Annotated in this window: 16 protein-coding genes; 6 read left to right on the forward strand and 10 right to left on the reverse strand. The window is 66.1% G+C overall.

Annotated features, from left to right (window positions below; all coding sequences use genetic code 11):
• Positions 1–157 precede the first annotated feature (157 nt).
• The 4 genes from CSQ95_RS27840 to CSQ95_RS27855 all read right to left on the reverse strand — a co-directional run bounded on the left by CSQ95_RS27840 (position 158) and on the right by CSQ95_RS27855 (position 3440).
• Positions 158–613 carry a hypothetical protein gene (locus CSQ95_RS27840; RefSeq protein WP_099411853.1) on the reverse strand — a complete coding sequence of 152 codons (456 nt, stop codon included), beginning with the start codon at positions 611–613 and terminating at the stop codon, positions 158–160.
• 267 nt (positions 614–880) lie between these two features.
• A complete protein-coding gene (rsgA, locus tag CSQ95_RS27845) occupies positions 881–1786 on the reverse strand; it encodes a ribosome small subunit-dependent GTPase A (protein WP_099411854.1) in 906 nt (301 codons plus the stop codon).
• Positions 1783–2163, reverse strand: a complete 381-nt coding sequence (locus CSQ95_RS27850) for a 4a-hydroxytetrahydrobiopterin dehydratase (protein ID WP_099411855.1) — start codon at positions 2161–2163, stop codon at positions 1783–1785. The genes rsgA and CSQ95_RS27850 overlap by 4 nt, the downstream gene beginning before the upstream one ends.
• Positions 2160–3440: a M48 family metallopeptidase gene (locus CSQ95_RS27855; protein WP_099411856.1), complete on the reverse strand. Its 1281-nt coding sequence runs from the start codon at positions 3438–3440 to the stop codon at positions 2160–2162. The genes CSQ95_RS27850 and CSQ95_RS27855 overlap by 4 nt, the downstream gene beginning before the upstream one ends.
• A 56-nt stretch (positions 3441–3496) precedes the next feature.
• On the opposite strand from CSQ95_RS27855, the gene orn reads away from it, so the two are divergent.
• Complete coding sequence (orn, locus tag CSQ95_RS27860; RefSeq protein WP_180279191.1) at positions 3497–4093, forward strand: oligoribonuclease; 597 nt, start codon at positions 3497–3499, stop codon at positions 4091–4093.
• An 81-nt stretch (positions 4094–4174) separates the two neighbouring features.
• Here orn and CSQ95_RS27865 read toward each other — a convergent pair whose 3' ends face one another.
• Positions 4175–4537 (reverse strand): hypothetical protein, encoded by a 363-nt coding sequence (locus CSQ95_RS27865; RefSeq protein WP_099411857.1) that lies wholly within the window; start codon positions 4535–4537, stop codon positions 4175–4177.
• Positions 4534–5478: a transcriptional regulator GcvA gene (gene gcvA / locus CSQ95_RS27870; RefSeq protein ID WP_034759349.1), complete on the reverse strand. Its 945-nt coding sequence runs from the start codon at positions 5476–5478 to the stop codon at positions 4534–4536. The genes CSQ95_RS27865 and gcvA overlap by 4 nt, the downstream gene beginning before the upstream one ends.
• A gap of 303 nt (positions 5479–5781) precedes the next feature.
• Between gcvA and CSQ95_RS27875 the strand changes: the two genes are divergently transcribed.
• The 5 genes from CSQ95_RS27875 to CSQ95_RS27895 all read left to right on the forward strand — a co-directional run bounded on the left by CSQ95_RS27875 (position 5782) and on the right by CSQ95_RS27895 (position 10734).
• Entirely contained in the window at positions 5782–6681 is a 900-nt protein-coding gene (locus CSQ95_RS27875) for a DMT family transporter (RefSeq protein ID WP_070290640.1), read from the forward strand.
• Between the two features lie 196 nt (positions 6682–6877).
• On the forward strand, positions 6878–7972 hold the full coding sequence (locus CSQ95_RS27880; RefSeq protein ID WP_180279192.1) for a hemin-degrading factor: 1095 nt from the start codon (positions 6878–6880) through the stop codon (positions 7970–7972).
• Positions 7960–8886, forward strand: a complete 927-nt coding sequence (locus tag CSQ95_RS27885; RefSeq protein WP_099411858.1) for a hemin ABC transporter substrate-binding protein — start codon at positions 7960–7962, stop codon at positions 8884–8886. The genes CSQ95_RS27880 and CSQ95_RS27885 overlap by 13 nt, the downstream gene beginning before the upstream one ends.
• Positions 8883–9935, forward strand: a complete 1053-nt coding sequence (locus CSQ95_RS27890; protein ID WP_099411859.1) for an iron ABC transporter permease — start codon at positions 8883–8885, stop codon at positions 9933–9935. The genes CSQ95_RS27885 and CSQ95_RS27890 overlap by 4 nt, the downstream gene beginning before the upstream one ends.
• Positions 9936–9945: 10 nt before the next feature.
• Complete coding sequence (locus CSQ95_RS27895) at positions 9946–10734, forward strand: ATP-binding cassette domain-containing protein (RefSeq protein ID WP_099411860.1); 789 nt, start codon at positions 9946–9948, stop codon at positions 10732–10734.
• A 21-nt stretch (positions 10735–10755) separates the two neighbouring features.
• Here the strand turns inward: CSQ95_RS27895 and CSQ95_RS27900 are convergent, their stop codons facing one another.
• From CSQ95_RS27900 to CSQ95_RS27915, 4 genes are all read right to left on the reverse strand, one after another.
• Positions 10756–11190 (reverse strand): hypothetical protein, encoded by a 435-nt coding sequence (locus CSQ95_RS27900; RefSeq protein WP_180279193.1) that lies wholly within the window; start codon positions 11188–11190, stop codon positions 10756–10758.
• The gene (locus CSQ95_RS27905) at positions 11187–12626 is read right to left on the reverse strand and encodes an efflux transporter outer membrane subunit (RefSeq protein WP_099411861.1); all 1440 of its coding nucleotides are present in this window, start codon (positions 12624–12626) and stop codon (positions 11187–11189) included. Before CSQ95_RS27905 ends, CSQ95_RS27900 begins: the two co-directional genes overlap by 4 nt.
• Entirely contained in the window at positions 12623–13693 is a 1071-nt protein-coding gene (locus CSQ95_RS27910) for an HlyD family secretion protein (protein ID WP_099411862.1), read from the reverse strand. Before CSQ95_RS27910 ends, CSQ95_RS27905 begins: the two co-directional genes overlap by 4 nt.
• Before the next feature lie 26 nt (positions 13694–13719).
• Positions 13720–15215: MFS transporter (locus tag CSQ95_RS27915; RefSeq protein WP_099411863.1), on the reverse strand; the 1496-nt coding region annotated here is incomplete at its 5' end.

Consider the following 15215-nt stretch of genomic DNA (forward strand, 5'->3'; position numbering starts at 1 on the left):
AAACAGTGGCGCCAGCCTGCGACCGCACAGGCCATGCGTCATCGCATTGTAAGCTGCATTCAGGGGAATTGTTCAGTGTGCAGGGCAGAATTGTGCGTCCCGCCCGGCCGCCACGACAGGGCGTTTCTCCGGCCGTGCTACGGCCGGCCGCAGGCGTCTAGCGTGACACGAGGCGGATGCGGGCGCTGCCGTCCATGGTGCTGGCGCTGCGCATGTCGGCAGGCATGCGCAAGCCGGGCAGGAACTGGGCGTCGTCGATCACCACGCGCTCGCCCGTATTGCTGAAAACGAAGGTCGAGCCCTTTTTGCTGACAAACTGGCCCGGCCCGGTGGGATAGATTTCCACGCTGGGCTTTGCATGCAATTCCCTGTCGTCGATCAGGCGGCCAAAGAAATGGGTGTCCTGCTGCCGGACTTCCAGCCGTTGTCCATTCGACAGGCGGTATTGCTGCTCGATGTCTAAGGCTTCCTGTGCCGTGACGTGATAGTAGGTGCCAGAGGTGACGCGCACGCTGTCTGCGGCTTGCGGCGTCATCGCGGTTTGGGCCTGGGCTGTGCCGCCGGCAACGGCAAAGATAGCGACGAGGAGGGGGAGTAAGCGTTTGGTCAGCATGACATTCACCTTCGATCAGGATGGCAGGATGGAGAGTAGTTAGATCGTGTGGTCGCTGGCGGGTTTCCGGCAGCGACTGGTGTCAAGTTAGCAAACGCGCCTGGCCATCGCCAGCGGCAGGCGACGGGCGGCAGGTTTGACGCGCTGAAATGCCTAAAACGGCGGATGAACGGTTTTGGGATTAAAGTCGAAAAGCAAGCTCGGCCGCAAAATTAAATTTTGCCGGCCGAGGTTTTGTTGTGGCTTTATTTGTGCTGCGGCATTTGCTTAATACAGCGTCTGCGCCGATTCGTGCAGCAGCTGGCCATACAGGGTATGGCGCATCTTGGCGATCTTGCCTTCCGACAAGGCTTGCAGGATGGCGCATTGCGGCTCGATCAGGTGGCGGCAGTTATAGAACTTGCAGCCGCCCAGGTAGGGCTGGAATTCGCGGAAGGCGCGCTCGAGCATGCCTTCGGACAGGTGATACAGGCCGAATTCCTGGAAGCCGGGCGAGTCGATGATGGAACTGTTCGGGCCCAGTTCGTCGAGCTTGTACAGGCGCGTAAAGGTCGTCGTGTGCTTGCCCGTGTCGAGCGCGGCCGAGATTTCGCGCACGGCGATGTCGGCGTCCGGCACCAGCAGGTTGATCAAGGATGACTTGCCCATGCCCGACTGGCCGATCAGGATCGACGACTGGCCCGCCAGCAGCGGCGCCAGGGTGGCCACGGCGTGCTCGGGTTCGGCGCGCGCCGACACTTCATCGACGGGATAGCCCATCGAGGAATACGGCAGCAGGCGTTCGCGGGCCCGTTCCAGCGAAGCGGTCACGTCCGTTTTATTCAGGATGATGCGCGCCTCGATGCCGGCCGCGTCGGCCGCCACCAGCGAGCGCGAGATCAGGTCGTCGGCAAAGCCCGGTTCCGTCGCCACGACGATGAACAGCTGCGTCAAATTGGCCGCCAGCAGCTTCGATTTGTACTGGTCCGAGCGGTACAGCAGGGTCTTGCGTTCCTCGATGCGGTCGATGACGGCCTGGTCGTTCGAGGTGCGCGTCATGTGCACGATGTCGCCCACGGCCACATTGGTTTTCTTGCCGCGCGTTACGCATTGCAGCTTGGCGCCGTCCACGTCGGCCAGGTAATGGCGGCCGTGGGCGGCGATGATGACGCCCGTCAACTTGCCTTCGCTCATGGGGCCACCTGGCTGCTCTGGTAAATGAGGTCGGCCTTGGCGGCGCAGATGAAGTCGTTTTCGGACAGGCCGCCGGCGCCCTGGTTGACCGAGTGCGTGTCGTAGCGCACGGCGCAGGTTTTGTAAGTAATGATGAGCTCCGGATGGTGGTCTTGCATATGGGTCATATAAGCCAGGGCGTTCACGAACGCCAGGGTCTGGTAGTAATTCTTGAAGCCGAAGTCGCGGCACAGCTTGCCATTTTGTACTGTCCATTGCGGCAGCAGCGCGTGGAGGGTAGCGACGCCGGTGTCGCCCAGCGCGTGCTGGCGTGGCGCGCAGTTCAGTTGGGCCAGGTCGTGCGAGGTCGATGGCGTATTCGTCGATGGCGTATTCATGTCGTAGCCCCTTTCAGGTGGCGGATGCGCACGCTGGCCGGCGGGTGGCTATCGTAAAAGGCCGAGTGCAGCGGGTCGGGCGTCAGGGTCGACGCATTGTCTTCATACATTTTTACGAGGGCCGAGACCAGGTCGTCCGCCTGCGTGTGCGTGGCGGCGAAGGCGTCGGCTTCGAATTCGTGCTTGCGCGAGCTGAGCGAGGTCAAGGGTCCCAGCAGGAAGGTGAAGACGGGCAAGGCCAGCATGAACAACAGCAGGGCCAGCGCGTCCGTCGGCTGGCCCGTCAAGGCCAGCGCGACAGGGTCGACGCCCAGGCCCGCATAGAACCATGGCTGCGTTTTCAGGAAGCCCAGCAGCGCCAGAAAGCCCAGCGAGATGACGAACATCATGGCGATGCGCTTGACGATGTGCTTGAGCTTGAAGTGGCCCAGTTCATGCGCCAGCACGGCTTCGATCTCCTGCGGCGCTAGGCGCGACAGGAGGGTGTCGAAGAAGACGATGCGCTTGTTGGCGCCAAAGCCCGAGAAATACGCATTGCCGTGGGCGCTGCGCTTCGAGCCGTCCATGACGAACAAGCCTTTCGAGGCGAAGCCCACGCGCTGCATCAAGCCTTCGATGCGGTTTTTCAGCGCTTCGTCGGCCAGCGGCGTGAATTTGTTGAACAGGGGCGCGATGACGGTGGGAAACAGCACCATCATCAGCAGCTGGAAGCCGCTCCAGACGAACCACGCGTACAGCCACCACAGGCCGCCCGACTTGGCCATCAGGGTCAGCACGACCCAGATCAGCGGCAAGCCGATGGCCGCGCCCAGGCCCACGCCCTTGAGCATGTCCGTGAAGAACAGCTTGCGCGCCATGGTATTGAAGCCGAAGCGTTGTTCCAGCACAAACTGGCGGTAGTAATCGAAGGGCAGGTCGATCAGGCCCGAAATGACGGCAAAGGCGGCGATCAGGCCGATCTGGTACAGCATGGGCGAACCCGCTCCCATCCATTCATTCAGGTGCAGCGCCAGCCATTGCAGGCCGCCCAGCAGGGTAAAACCGATCAGCACGGCATAGTTGACCAGCAAGGTCAGCAGGCCGAACTTGGTCTTGGCCACCGTATAGTCGGCCGCTTTCTGGTGCGCGGCCAAGGGGATTTTTTCCGCGAATTCGGGCGGGACTGCCGCGCGGTGCGCCAGCACGTGGCGGATCTGCCGCGAAGCGAGCCAGAAGCGCACGGCCAGGGTCAAAACGAGGACGGATACAAACAAAATCGAAAACGCGAGTGAATACATTCTGTGCCTGTGAGAAAATGGCTGATTATTTAGTTTGATTAGGCCAAGAGAGAATTATGTCACAAGCGACCGACTTAGCTGCATCCACCCCCGCACCCGCCGTGCCCGCACGTCCCAACGAAATGAACCTGGTCTGGGTCGACATGGAAATGACGGGCCTGGAGCCTGATACCGACCGCATCATCGAAGTGGCGGTGGTGGTGACGGACATGCACTTGAACCTGTTGGCCGAAGGCCCCGTGTTCGTGATTCACCAGTCGGATGAAACCCTGAACAAGATGGACGCCTGGAACAAGGGCACGCACGGCCGCTCGGGCCTGATCGACAAGGTGAAAGCGTCGACCGTGACGGAAGCCCAGGCGGAAGCGGAACTGATCGCATTCCTGAAGAAATACGTGCCTGCCGGCAAGTCGCCCATGTGCGGCAACACCATCGGCCAGGACCGCCGCTTCATGGTGCGCGGCATGCCGAAGCTGGAAGCGTTCTTCCACTATCGCAATGTTGATGTATCGACATTGAAAGAGCTGTGCAAGCGCTGGAAGCCGGAAATCGCCACCGGTTTCAAGAAACACCAGAAGCATACGGCCCTGGCCGATATCCTCGAGTCGATCGAAGAGCTCAAGTACTACCGTGAGCATTTCATTAAATTGTAATGGTGTTGTCGGCTTACGCGCTGCGCGCTAAGCCGACCTACGGGGCATTGCAACCGCTGGCGCAGGTCGGCGTAGGTCGGGTTAGCGCCTTGGCGCGTAACCCGACACAGCCGCCTCAAAGGCAAGGCTGTGCCAAGCCCCATCCTCACCCCGCCACTCCAGCGCAAACGCTCCCGTTTGCCGCAAGTCCGTGATCCACACGGTTTCGCCTGGCTGGCGATAATATGCCTGGCATAGGCCGAATTTTTCCCCCAGCCGGCACAGCACCAATCCCTCGCCCGCCACGGCGCACCATTGCTCATTGACGTCGATCAAGGCCACGGCCGGGTCGCCATAGAATTCGCCCAGGCTGGCGTGACGCCCATCGGCGGCCTTCACCCTGGCCTGTTCGTATTCGTGCTGGACAATATAGTCGGCGCTGCGCGCCAGTTCGTGTATCGTCATGCTGTCTCCACGGTAGGCCAGACGGTTTCCTGGTCGGCGCGCGCTTCGGCGATCAGCCATTCGCAAAACGCGTGCACGAGGGGCCGCGTTTCCGCCTGGGGCGAACGCAGCAGATAATAGCAGTGGGGGCCGCGCACCGCGTGTTCGAACACGCGCACCAGGCGGCCCGAGCGCAGGTCGTCGCCGATCAGGGGACTGGCGGCAATGGCCACGCCCTGGCCGCTGGCGGCTGCGTCCAGGCATAAATACGTGTGCGAAAAGCGCGCGCCGCTGTTGCCGCTATTGCCGCTGTAATGCACGCCGCAGCTGTGCAGCCAGCGCGTCCAGTCGATTTCGCCGGGCAGGTGCACTTCCGGCTCGTCGTGCAGCAGCGGATAGCGCAGCAGGTCGGCCGGCTGGCGCAGGCTGGCCGCGTTGGCGCGGAAATCGGGGCTGCAGACGGCGGAAAACCACTCCTCCATCAATAAATCCACTTTGAGGCCCGGATAGCGGCCCGGTCCCAGGCGGATGGCCACGTCCACGCCATCGCGCGCCAGGTCGACCGGGTGCATGGACGCCAGCACGCGCAGTTCGATCTGCGGGTAGCGGTCGCGCAGCCGGCCCAGGCGCGGCATCAGCCAGCGCGAGACGAGCGAGCTGGTGGCCGTCACCGTCACCACCTTGTCGTCGCCCTGGCGCCGCGCCTGCTCGGAGACGTCGGCCAGCTGGTTGAGTATCGGCCCCAGCGAGGCCGCATAGCGCTGGCCGGCGCTGGTGAGCACCACGCCGCGCGGCAGGCGCTGGAACAGCACGATGCCGAGCCACGCTTCCAGCTGTTTGACGTGGTGGCCGATGGCGCCGGCAGAGACATGCAATTCTTCGCCCGCGCGCTGGAAACCTTCATGGCGGGCGGCCGCCTCGAAGGCGTGCAGGGCGGCGAGCGGTGGCAAGGGACGTGACATGGCGTTCTTAAGAGAATTGAGCCTCAGTAATATTCGGCCTATCCGTGAAGAATATTGGTTTGTTTCATTTTGCGCAAGCGAATATGATGCCGCTCATGCGTGAAACGACCCGCAACAGGATTCACGCATGCATCATCTTCCAGCCTTGCTTGGCATTAATATTTACAACGCCTGGGAAAACCGTCGCGAGCGGCAGTGATTTGTGGCTGAGAAGCGCAATCGTACTTCAGTACGGTGAGCATCGCCGGCCGCAAAGCGCGACGCGCAGCAGGTTTGCCCTGGCGTACTCAAAGAGGTTTAGTCATGTCTGATCGCCGCGCCGTTGCGCTGGTGTTGCTGTCGGCCGCCGGTTTCGGCAGTTCCGCCGTGTTTGCCAAGGCGGCCTATGCGTCCGGGGTCAACCCGTCGACCATGCTGGCCTTGCGTTTCGTCATCGCCGCCATGCTGCTGCTGCCGCTCGTGTGGCTGGGCGGCTGGCGTTTGCCGCGTGGCCGCCTGCTGGCCGGCTACATGCTGATGGGCCTGATGTACACGGCCCAGTCGCAAGGCTATTTCAATGCCCTCATGTATGCCAGCAGCGGCCTGTGCGGCATGTTGCTGTATGTGTATCCCGTGCTGGTCACCATCCTCGCGCTGGCCCTGGGCTGGGAAAAGCTGGACCGGCGCATGCTGGTGCTGATGGCGCTGGCCATTGCCGGCATGGCCATCACCCTGGGCGGCAAGCTGCAGGGCCAGCCCATCGGCATCGCCCTGGCCCTGATGGCGGCCGGCGTGTACGCCGTGTACATCCTGTTTGGCAACAGCCTGTCGAAAAGCCGCGAGAATATTCACCCATTGGCCGCTTGCGTGGTGATTTTGGGCACGGCCGGGCTGTCGAACAGTGCAATTGCGCTGTGGCAAGGCGTTTCCTTGCCGGGCACGGCGACGGGCTGGCTGGCCGTCAGCGCCATCGCCCTGTTCTCGACGGCCATCGCGATCGCCGCCTTCTTTGCCGGCGTGGCGCAGATCGGCGCGGCCAAGGCGTCCATCATTTCCACGTTTGAACCCGTCATCACGATGGCGTTCGGCGTGACCTTGCTGAAGGAATCCGTCAGCGGCACGCAGTTGCTGGGCGGCGCCATGGTGCTGGCCGCCGTCGTCTTGCTGGCGCAGCGGCCCGCGCCCAAGGCGGCGGCCATGCCGGGCGTGCAGGCCAGCGCCTGACCCTGTTTTTCCCGAACTGATCGGTTGTCTCGATCGGTCTCCTTTGGCGCCGCGACGGGTTTCCTGTCGCGGCGCTTTTTTTATGCGCACACAAATAAGACTTGATTGCGAATGATTCTCATTTATAATCGATGTCAAGATTCCCCCACCACCAGCCAGCCCATGCCAGCCAGTGTTCGCCTTGAAAGGAGACACCGTGTCGAGCACGTTCCCCATTTGCAATACCGAGCTGGTCGCCAGTGAATTTGCCCGCCTGCGCCGCGAAAAGAAGGCCCGCCACCGCGACATCGCCGAGGAACTGGGCATAGCCGAAGGCGAGCTGATCGCTGCGCATGCGGGCCTGTCGCTGGCCGATGGCGCCTTGCTGGGCGCCGAGCGCCTGCAGGCCGACTGGCCCGCCATCATCGCCGCGCTGGAGCCGCTGGGCGAAGTCATGGCGCTGACGCGCAACGCCTCGTGCGTGCATGAAAAGACGGGCGTCTACCGAAAAGCCAGTCACAACAACCATGTGGGCCTGGTGCTCGGTGGCGACATCGACTTGCGCGTGTTTTACCGCCAGTGGGCGCATGGCTTTGCCGTGCGCGAGCTGGGCGAGCACGAGGTGCAGCGCAGCCTGCAATTTTTCGATGCGGCCGGCCACGCCGTGCACAAGATTTTCCTCAAGCCGCAAAGCGACCTGGCCGCCTACGACGCGCTGGTGACGCGCTTTGCCGACGCGGACCAGGCGGCCGGCATCGCCGTGACGGCGCCGCCGCCGGCGCCGGCCGAACTGCTCGATGCGCAGATCGACGTGGCCGGCTTTCGCGCCGCCTGGGCCGACTTGCGCGACACGCATGAATTTTTCACTTTGCTGAAAAAATATGCGGTCTCGCGCCTGCAGGGCCTGCGCCTGGCCGAAGCGCGCTTCGTGCAGCAGATCGACAAATCCTGCGTGCTCGACCTGCTCAACGATGCCGCGCTGGAAAAAGTGTCCATCATGGCCTTCGTCGGCAATGCGGGCATGATCCAGATCCACTCGGGTCCCGTGCACAAGATCGCCGTAATGGGGCCGTGGATCAATGTCCTCGACCAGCGCTTCAACCTGCATTTGCGCGAAGACCATATCGCCAGCGCCTGGGTGGTGAAAAAGCCGACCGTCGACGGCCTGGTGACGTCCGTGGAACTGTTCGATGCGAAGGGCGAGACCATCGTCATGTTCTTCGGCGAACGCAAGCCGGGCGTGCATGAATTGTGTGAATGGCGCCATATCGTCGACAGGGTGGCGCGGGAGGGCGAACTATGCGCCGCATGATCGCCGCCAGCGTGGCGCGCCGCATCGCGCTGAAAAAAATGGGGGCGGGAGCGCTGGCCCTGGCCGCACCGATGCAGGTGCTGGCGGCAGTGACCGACGCGGCCAAGCCGCTGGCCAAGGCGCGGCGCATCGTCAGCGTGGGCGGCGCGCTGACGGAAATCGTCTACGCGCTCGAGGCGCAGGGCGAACTGGTGGGCGTCGATACGACGTCGCTGTATCCGGCCGTGGCGCAGCAGCTGCCGCAGGTGGGCTATGCGCGCACCTTGTCGGCCGAAGGCGTGCTGTCGCTGGCGCCCACGCAGCTGATCGCCACCGAGGAAGCGGGGCCGCAAGCGGTGCTGCGCCAGGTGCGCGAGGCGGGCGTGCCGGTGGCGGTGCTCAGCGCGAACAACCAATTCGAAGGCTTGCTCGAACGGGTAAAACAGGTGGGCCGGATTACGGGCCGCCCCGAGCCCGCCGCGCGCCTGGCGCAAAGCCTGCAGCAGCAGTGGAGCGGCGCCCTGGCCAAGGTGCAGCAGCGCCAGCATGCGCCCGTGCGCGTGCTGTTCATCCTCGCCCATGCGCCGAACCAGGTGATGGTGGGCGGGCGCGAGACGGGCGCCGACGCCATGCTCGCGTATGCGGGCGCCGTCAACGTGATGGGCGGGCAGGGCGGATTCGCCGGCTACAAGCCGCTGACGCCGGAAGCCGTGATCGCCGCGCGGCCCGACATCGTGCTCGTCACCGACCAGGGTTTGAAGGCTTCGGGCGGCGTGGATGGCATCTTGAAACTGCCAGGCCTGGCGCAGACGCCGGCCGGGCGCAAGCACCGCATCGTCTCGCAGGAAGCCATGCTGCTGCTGGGCTTTGGCCCGCGCATGCCGCAGGCGCTGGCGGAACTCGACGCCGCTTTCGCCAAAGCCATGGCCGCATGAACGTGGCCTCCCTGGTCTCCGCCGCGCCCTGGCGCTGGCCTTGCTGGGGCGCGGGCGGGCTGCTGGCCGCCGCACTCGCTGGCGGCTTGCTCGTCGCCGTGCAGGCGGGCGCCGTGCCCGTGACCCTGGCCGACTGGCTGGCGCCGTTTCAAGCGGGCGACGAGGCGCTGTCCGGCGGCGCGTACGTGCTGTGGCATATCCGTTTGCCGCGCGCGCTGTTCGCTGCCCTGATCGGCGCCGCGCTGGCGCTGGCCGGCGGCCTGACGCAAGGGCTGTTCCGCAATCCGCTGGCCGATCCGGGCCTGCTGGGCGTGAGCAGCGGCGCCGCCTGCGCGGGCGCGGCCACCATCGTTTTCACGGCCAGCCTGCACGTGGCGCCCGAGCTGCGCGTGTGGCTGCTGCCGGCCGCCGCGTTTGCGGGCGCCATGCTCATTTGCGTGCTGCTCGACCGGGTCGCCCGCTGGGCCACGCCCGGTTCCATCGTCGGCCTGCTGCTGACGGGTGTGGCGCTGAACGCCATCACGGTGGCCGTCATGGGCCTGTGCATCTACCTGGCCAGCGACGATCAATTGCGCACCCTGACTTTCTGGACCCTCGGTTCGCAGTCGGCCGGCAGCTGGCGCCAGGTGGCCGCTTTGCTGCTGGTGCTGGCGGGCGCGCTGTGGGCCACGCGCTTCCTGATGCGCTCCCTGAACGCGCTGGCGCTGGGCGAGGCGCAGGCGCTGCACGTGGGCGTCGACATGGGCCGCTTGCGCACGCAGGTGATCGTGCTGGTGGCCGTGCTGACGGGGTTTGCCGTCGCCTGGTGCGGCGGCATCGGCTTCATCGGCCTGATCGCGCCGCACCTGGTGCGCACCTGGCTGGGGGCGGACCAGCGCAAGGTGCTGCCGCTGGCGATGCTGATGGGAGGCTTGCTGCTGCTGTTGGCCGACACCCTGGCGCGCACGGTCGCCATTCCCGCGGAAGTCCCCGTCGGCATTTTTACGGCCTTGCTGGGCGGGCCATTTTTCCTGATGCTGTTGCGGCGCTTCCGCCACGGCACCGCCTGAAAGGATGCGCATGACGCCCCTGCTGGAACTCTCCTTCGCCACCACGCAACTGGGCCAGCAGTATTTCGGCCCGTTCAATCTGCAGGTGGCACCCGGCGAGCGCGTCGCCATCCTCGGCCCCAGCGGCGCCGGCAAGTCGACCCTGCTCAAACTGATGGCGCGCGAACTGCATCCGCAGTCGGGCCAGGTGGTCTTCGCCGGCCGGCCGCTGGCGCAGTGGCCGCTGGCGGAACTGGCCCTGCGCCGCGCCGTCCTGCCGCAAGGTTCGAACGTGGCCTTCGGGCTGCCGTGCGAACTGGTGATCGGCCTGGGGCGGGTGGCGCGCCTGCACGACCCGCAGCTGGGGCGTATCGTGCAGCAGGCGGCCGCCCTGGCGCACGCCGAGCATCTGCTGGGGCGGCGCCTGGACACCCTGTCCGGAGGCGAGCAGGCCAGGGTGCAGCTGGCGCGCATCTTCGCGCAGATGTGGGATGTGCAGAATGGCTTGATACTCGTCGACGAACCGCTGGCGGCGCTCGATCCCGGCCTGCAGTTCGATTTGCTCGACAGCCTGCGGCAGTTTTGCGCCGCGCGCGGCCATGCCGTCGTCGCCATCCTGCACGACATCAATCACGCCTTGCTGGGCTTCGAGCGGCTGCTGCTGGTGCGTTCGGGCCAGCTGGTGGGCGATATCGCCAGCGATGCCGGCGCCGTGCCCGCGCTGGCCGCGCTATATGGCATCGCCCTGACGACGGCGACCAGCAGCGAGGGAGACGTGTGCGTCATCCCCGCCAGAAGCGCGGTACGCAGGGCAGCCTGACTCACTCATTCAATCAATCACTTACCACACGTCCGCCGCGCGCGGCCGCGCCATCTGGCCGCTGCCCAGCAGCCACACCATCAGCGCTTCGGCCTGTTCGCGCGTGGCGGCCACTTCCTGCAGGATGCCGAAGGCTTTCATGGCGCCGGCCGCCATCGCCTGCAGGCGCGCACGCTGCTCCGCGTCCGCCTCGACCGACACCAGTCCACGGCAAAGGGCGGCCAGCGCCACCTTGTTATGCTTGAGCCACAGGCCGCGCCGCTTGCGGTCGATGTGCGCTTCATCGCTGCGCTCCGCTTCAAACAGCAGGACGAACGGCTCGCCATGGCGCAGCAGGGCGTCCATGTCGTTTTCCCACAGCGGGGCATAGCCGGTGACGGCCGTTTCAGGGCGAAAGCGCACGATGGGAAAGTCGCTGACGTCGTGGATGGAGAAATGGGCGGGATTCGGTTTCATGGCGTGCTTCCTTGCGAGGTGGTTGAAAATGCTTGCCAGCCGCCGCCCAGCGCCTTGTAGACCTGGACCAGCGACAGCGAGGCGGTGGCGCGGCTGTCGACCAGCGCCGCTTCGTTGTTCAATAAGGTGTTTTGCACGTGCAGCACGTTGATCAAGTCCGTGCCGCCCTGGCGGTACTGCAGTTCCGCGCTGCCCAGCGCCCGCCGTCCCTGCCTGACGGCTTCATCGAGGCTGGCCTGGCGGCGGGCGTTGGCCTGGTAGCCAGAGAGCGCGTCTTCCACTTCGTGCCAGGCGGCCAGCACCGTCTGGCGGTAGGCGATGGCCGCTTCCTGCTGCTGCGCCTCGCGCAATTGCAGTTTGCCGCGCAGGCGGCCGCCATCGAACAGGGGCACGCTGAAACTGGGGCCGAAGGCAAAGCGTTTGGCGTCCCAGCCGATGTCGGACAGCTGCATCGCTTGCAGGCCGATGCTGCCCGACAGCGTGATGCGCGGATAAAAATCGCCTTGCGCTACGCCGATGGCGGCCGTGGCCGCGTGCAGCTGCGCTTCGGCACGGCGGATGTCGGGACGGCGCTCGGCCAGGCCGCTCGGCACGCCCAGTTGCACGTGCATGGCCACGGCCGGAATGTCCTTGCCCGCCGCCAGTTCCGCCTGCAGCGACTGTGGCGGCAGCGCCAGCAAGAGGGCGAGGGCGTTGCCCAGGCGCGCTTCGCGCTGCTGCAGCGGCGGCAAGCGTGCTTCGATGGTGGCCACGTGGGCCGCCGCCTCGGCTTCATCGAGCTGCGTCGCCACGCCTTCGCGCAGGCGGATGCGGGTCAGGTCCAGGGTATGGCGGGCGATATCGAGCAGCTGCTGCGTGATGGCCAGGGTCTGCTGCGCGCCGCGCAGCTCGATATAGTCGCGCGCCGTCTCGGCCAGCACGGCCAGCAGCACGCCGTGCTGCGTTTCCAGCGCCACGTCGACGCGCGCGTCGGCCGCTTCCACTTCGCGCCGCACGCGGCCCCACAGGTCCAGCTCCCAGGCGGCGTCGAGGTTGCCTTGCCACAGGTTGTAGGCTGACTGGCCGTTGTTGCGCGACGGGTCGCTCAAGCCTTGCTCGCTGTTGCGCGCGCGGCCGTAGCTGCCATTTGCGCCCAGGGACGGGCCTTGCGCGGCGCCCGCCACGCCGCGCGCGGCGCGGCTTTGTTCCAGCCGGCTGCCGGCCGCCCGCACGTCGAGGTTGGCGCCGGCGGCGCGCTGCAGCAGGGAAGACAGGGTGGCATCGCCGAAGCCGTCCCACCAGCGCTGCTCGATGGCGGCGTCCTGCTGGGCGGCGAAACGGGCATCCTGCGCCTGGCGCCATTGCTGCCCCAACGGCGCTTTCGGATGCTGGAAGTCGCTGCCGACGCTGGCGCAGCCGGCCAGGCCCAGGGCCGTGAAAATGATCAGTGCTTTCATCGCGCGCTCACCTGTTGCAGCAGTTGACGGCGGGGGGCCGTATCGATGCGCACTTCGGCCGACATGCCCACGCGCAGGCGGCTGCCGTCATCCTGGCCGGGATCGAGCGCGATCCTGACGGGGATGCGCTGCACCACCTTGGTGAAGTTGCCGGTGGCGTTTTCCGGCGCGATGACTGCAAACGTCACGCCCGTGGCGGGCGCGATGCTGTGCACCGTGCCGCGCAGGAGCATGCCCGGATAGGCGTCGACGGCGATGCTGGCGCGCTGGCCCTGGCGCACGTGGGTCAGCTGGGTTTCCTGCAGGTTGGCGATGACGAAGCTGCGGTTCAGGGGCACCACGGCCATCAGGCTGGCGCCGGGCGCCACCAGAGCGCCGACGCGCACGGCGCGGCGTCCCACGATGCCGTCGATGGGGGCGCGCAGCTGCGTATGCGACAGGTCAAGTTCGGCCCGCTGCAGGCTGGCGCGGGCGCGCAGCAAGGCCGCTTCGGCCGCGCCTTGCTGCGCCTGCAAAATGTCCGTCTGCTTGCGGGTGGCGACGAGGGCGGCGCGGTTTTGCGCCAGGCGCGCCCGGCTCACGTCGAAGCGCGATTGCGCCTGCTGCGCGTTCTGCACGCTGCCCGCGCCCTGGCCTGCCAGGTGCGTTGAGCGGGCCAGTTCCTGCTGCGCCAGCTTGTCTTCCGCCTGATTGGCGTCGACCAGGGTCGTGGCTTGCTCGATCACCGATTGCTGGCGCTGCAAGGTGGCGCGGGCATTGGCCAGCTGCGCCTCGGCGCCGGCTACCTCGGCGCGGGCCGAGGAGGCGGCGGCCTGATAGTCGCGGTCGTCGATGCGCGCCAGCAGCTGACCCGCCTTGACAGTCTGGTTGTCTTCCACCAGCACTTCCCGCACGATGCCGCCCACCTTGGGGGAGAGCACGGTGTAGTCGGCGCTGACGAAGGCGTCGTCGGTGCCTTGTTCGTCGCCGCGGGCGAACAGTAGTTGCCAGGCGCAAAAGGCCAGGGCGCAGGCCAGCAGGGCCAGGCCGAGGAGGAAGGCGCGTGAGCGCAGTATGGTTGTTTGCATGGGGATGCTCTTTCTTGAAATAAAAGTCAGGCTGCGCGCGGCGGATAGACGCGCGTCGGCAGGATGGGAATGATCACAATCATGGCCAGCGCGATGGCGGCGACAATGAGGTACAGGTCGGACGAGGTCAGGGTGATGACTTGCGCATGCATGCGCGCACTCAGGCCCGGCACGTCCACGACGCCAGGCAGGTTGCCCAGGCGCTCGCTGAGCACCGTCGAATGAAAATGGTTGCGACGCGTGATCAGCGCGTCGAGCACGCCGGTGGCGACGACGGCCGACATGCCCTTGATGGTGTTGAACCAGGCCGAGGCGAAAGGGCCATCCTGCGGCGCCAGGCCCGTGGTGGCCAGCAGCAGCAAGGGAATCACGGCCATCGGTTGCGCGAAGATCTGCACCGCCTGCAGCAGGTAGAAGTGCGTGCGTATCCAGTCCGGCGACATGCGCGCGCCCAGCACGCAGGACAGGGCCAGCAAGGCTAGGCCGATGGCCAGCACCCAGCGGCAGTCGACGGCGCGCAGATTGCACAGGGCGGCCACCAGCGGCAGGGCGACCAGCTGCGGCAGCGCCACCATCAGCATCACGGGCGCCGTCTGCAGCGGGCGGTAGGCGTGCACCTGCGCCAGGTAGGACGAGGGAATCAGGATCACGGCCAGCAGCACGAACAGCACGCCGCCCAGGGTCAGCAGGGCGTGGCTGAGGTTACGCCGCGACAGCAGCTGCAGCTTGAAGAACGGCAGCGGATGCGACCATTCATTGACAAAGAACAGCACCAGCAGCAATAGACCGCCACCCAGCAGCACGCAGATCAGCGGCGAGGCGAACCACGCCAGGCGTTCGCCCTGCAGCAAGCCCACCACCAGCATGCTGATCGCGGGCAGACCCAGCAGCAGGCCGCGCCAGTCGAATTGACGGAAACGCTCGAGGCGCAGCGGGTCTTGCGGCAAGCCCCACGACACCATCAAGAGGGCGACGATGCTGCCCGGGACGACTTGCCAGAAGGCCCACCGCCAGCCCAGGTACTCGGTCCAGAAGGCGGCCAGCGGCGTGCCCAGGCTGGGACCGAAGGTGGCGCTCAGCGCATAGCCGCCCAGGCCATACAGCTTGATGTTCGGTGGCAGGAAGCGCAGCGCCACCGTCATCAGCATGGGCGGCAGGGCGCCGCCGGCCGCGCCCTGCACCACGCGCAGGAACATCAGCACGGGCAGGTTCGGCGCGAACGGACACAGCACGCCGGCGGCCATGCAGACGACGATGGCGGCGGCCGTCAGGCGGCGCAGCGAAAAGGTGACGGAGCACCATGGCGCGAACGCCATGGCAGACACCGAGGCGGCCGCATACAGGGCCACGAGCCAGCTGGCGTCGTCGCGCGCGATGCCCATGGCGCCGCGGATGTCGGCCAGCGCGACCTTGGTGATGTTTTCATTCAGGCCCGATACCAGCACGGCCAGCAGCACGCCGGCCAGGCCGGTGGCCAGGCGCAGGCCGAATGCGGGCGGGGCGGGTGGAGCCGGCGGTGAAG

The sequence above is a fragment of the Janthinobacterium sp. BJB304 genome (genome assembly GCF_002735765.1).
Taxonomy (GTDB): domain Bacteria; phylum Pseudomonadota; class Gammaproteobacteria; order Burkholderiales; family Burkholderiaceae_D; genus Janthinobacterium.

Excerpts from the sequence above, each read along its gene's own strand:
- CSQ95_RS27840 (WP_099411853.1), bottom strand. The coding sequence starts at position 613 with ATGCTGACCAAACGCTTACTCCCCCTCCTCGTCGCTATCTTTGCCGTT.
- rsgA (WP_099411854.1), bottom strand. The coding sequence starts at position 1,786 with ATGAGCGAAGGCAAGTTGACGGGCGTCATCATCGCCGCCCACGGCCGC.
- CSQ95_RS27850 (WP_099411855.1), bottom strand. The coding sequence starts at position 2,163 with ATGAATACGCCATCGACGAATACGCCATCGACCTCGCACGACCTGGCC.
- CSQ95_RS27855 (WP_099411856.1), bottom strand. The coding sequence starts at position 3,440 with ATGTATTCACTCGCGTTTTCGATTTTGTTTGTATCCGTCCTCGTTTTG.
- orn (WP_180279191.1), top strand. The coding sequence starts at position 3,497 with ATGTCACAAGCGACCGACTTAGCTGCATCCACCCCCGCACCCGCCGTG.
- CSQ95_RS27865 (WP_099411857.1), bottom strand. The coding sequence starts at position 4,537 with ATGACGATACACGAACTGGCGCGCAGCGCCGACTATATTGTCCAGCAC.
- gcvA (WP_034759349.1), bottom strand. The coding sequence starts at position 5,478 with ATGTCACGTCCCTTGCCACCGCTCGCCGCCCTGCACGCCTTCGAGGCG.
- CSQ95_RS27875 (WP_070290640.1), top strand. The coding sequence starts at position 5,782 with ATGTCTGATCGCCGCGCCGTTGCGCTGGTGTTGCTGTCGGCCGCCGGT.
- CSQ95_RS27885 (WP_099411858.1), top strand. The coding sequence starts at position 7,960 with ATGCGCCGCATGATCGCCGCCAGCGTGGCGCGCCGCATCGCGCTGAAA.
- CSQ95_RS27890 (WP_099411859.1), top strand. The coding sequence starts at position 8,883 with ATGAACGTGGCCTCCCTGGTCTCCGCCGCGCCCTGGCGCTGGCCTTGC.
- CSQ95_RS27895 (WP_099411860.1), top strand. The coding sequence starts at position 9,946 with ATGACGCCCCTGCTGGAACTCTCCTTCGCCACCACGCAACTGGGCCAG.
- CSQ95_RS27900 (WP_180279193.1), bottom strand. The coding sequence starts at position 11,190 with ATGAAACCGAATCCCGCCCATTTCTCCATCCACGACGTCAGCGACTTT.
- CSQ95_RS27905 (WP_099411861.1), bottom strand. The coding sequence starts at position 12,626 with ATGAAAGCACTGATCATTTTCACGGCCCTGGGCCTGGCCGGCTGCGCC.
- CSQ95_RS27910 (WP_099411862.1), bottom strand. The coding sequence starts at position 13,693 with ATGCAAACAACCATACTGCGCTCACGCGCCTTCCTCCTCGGCCTGGCC.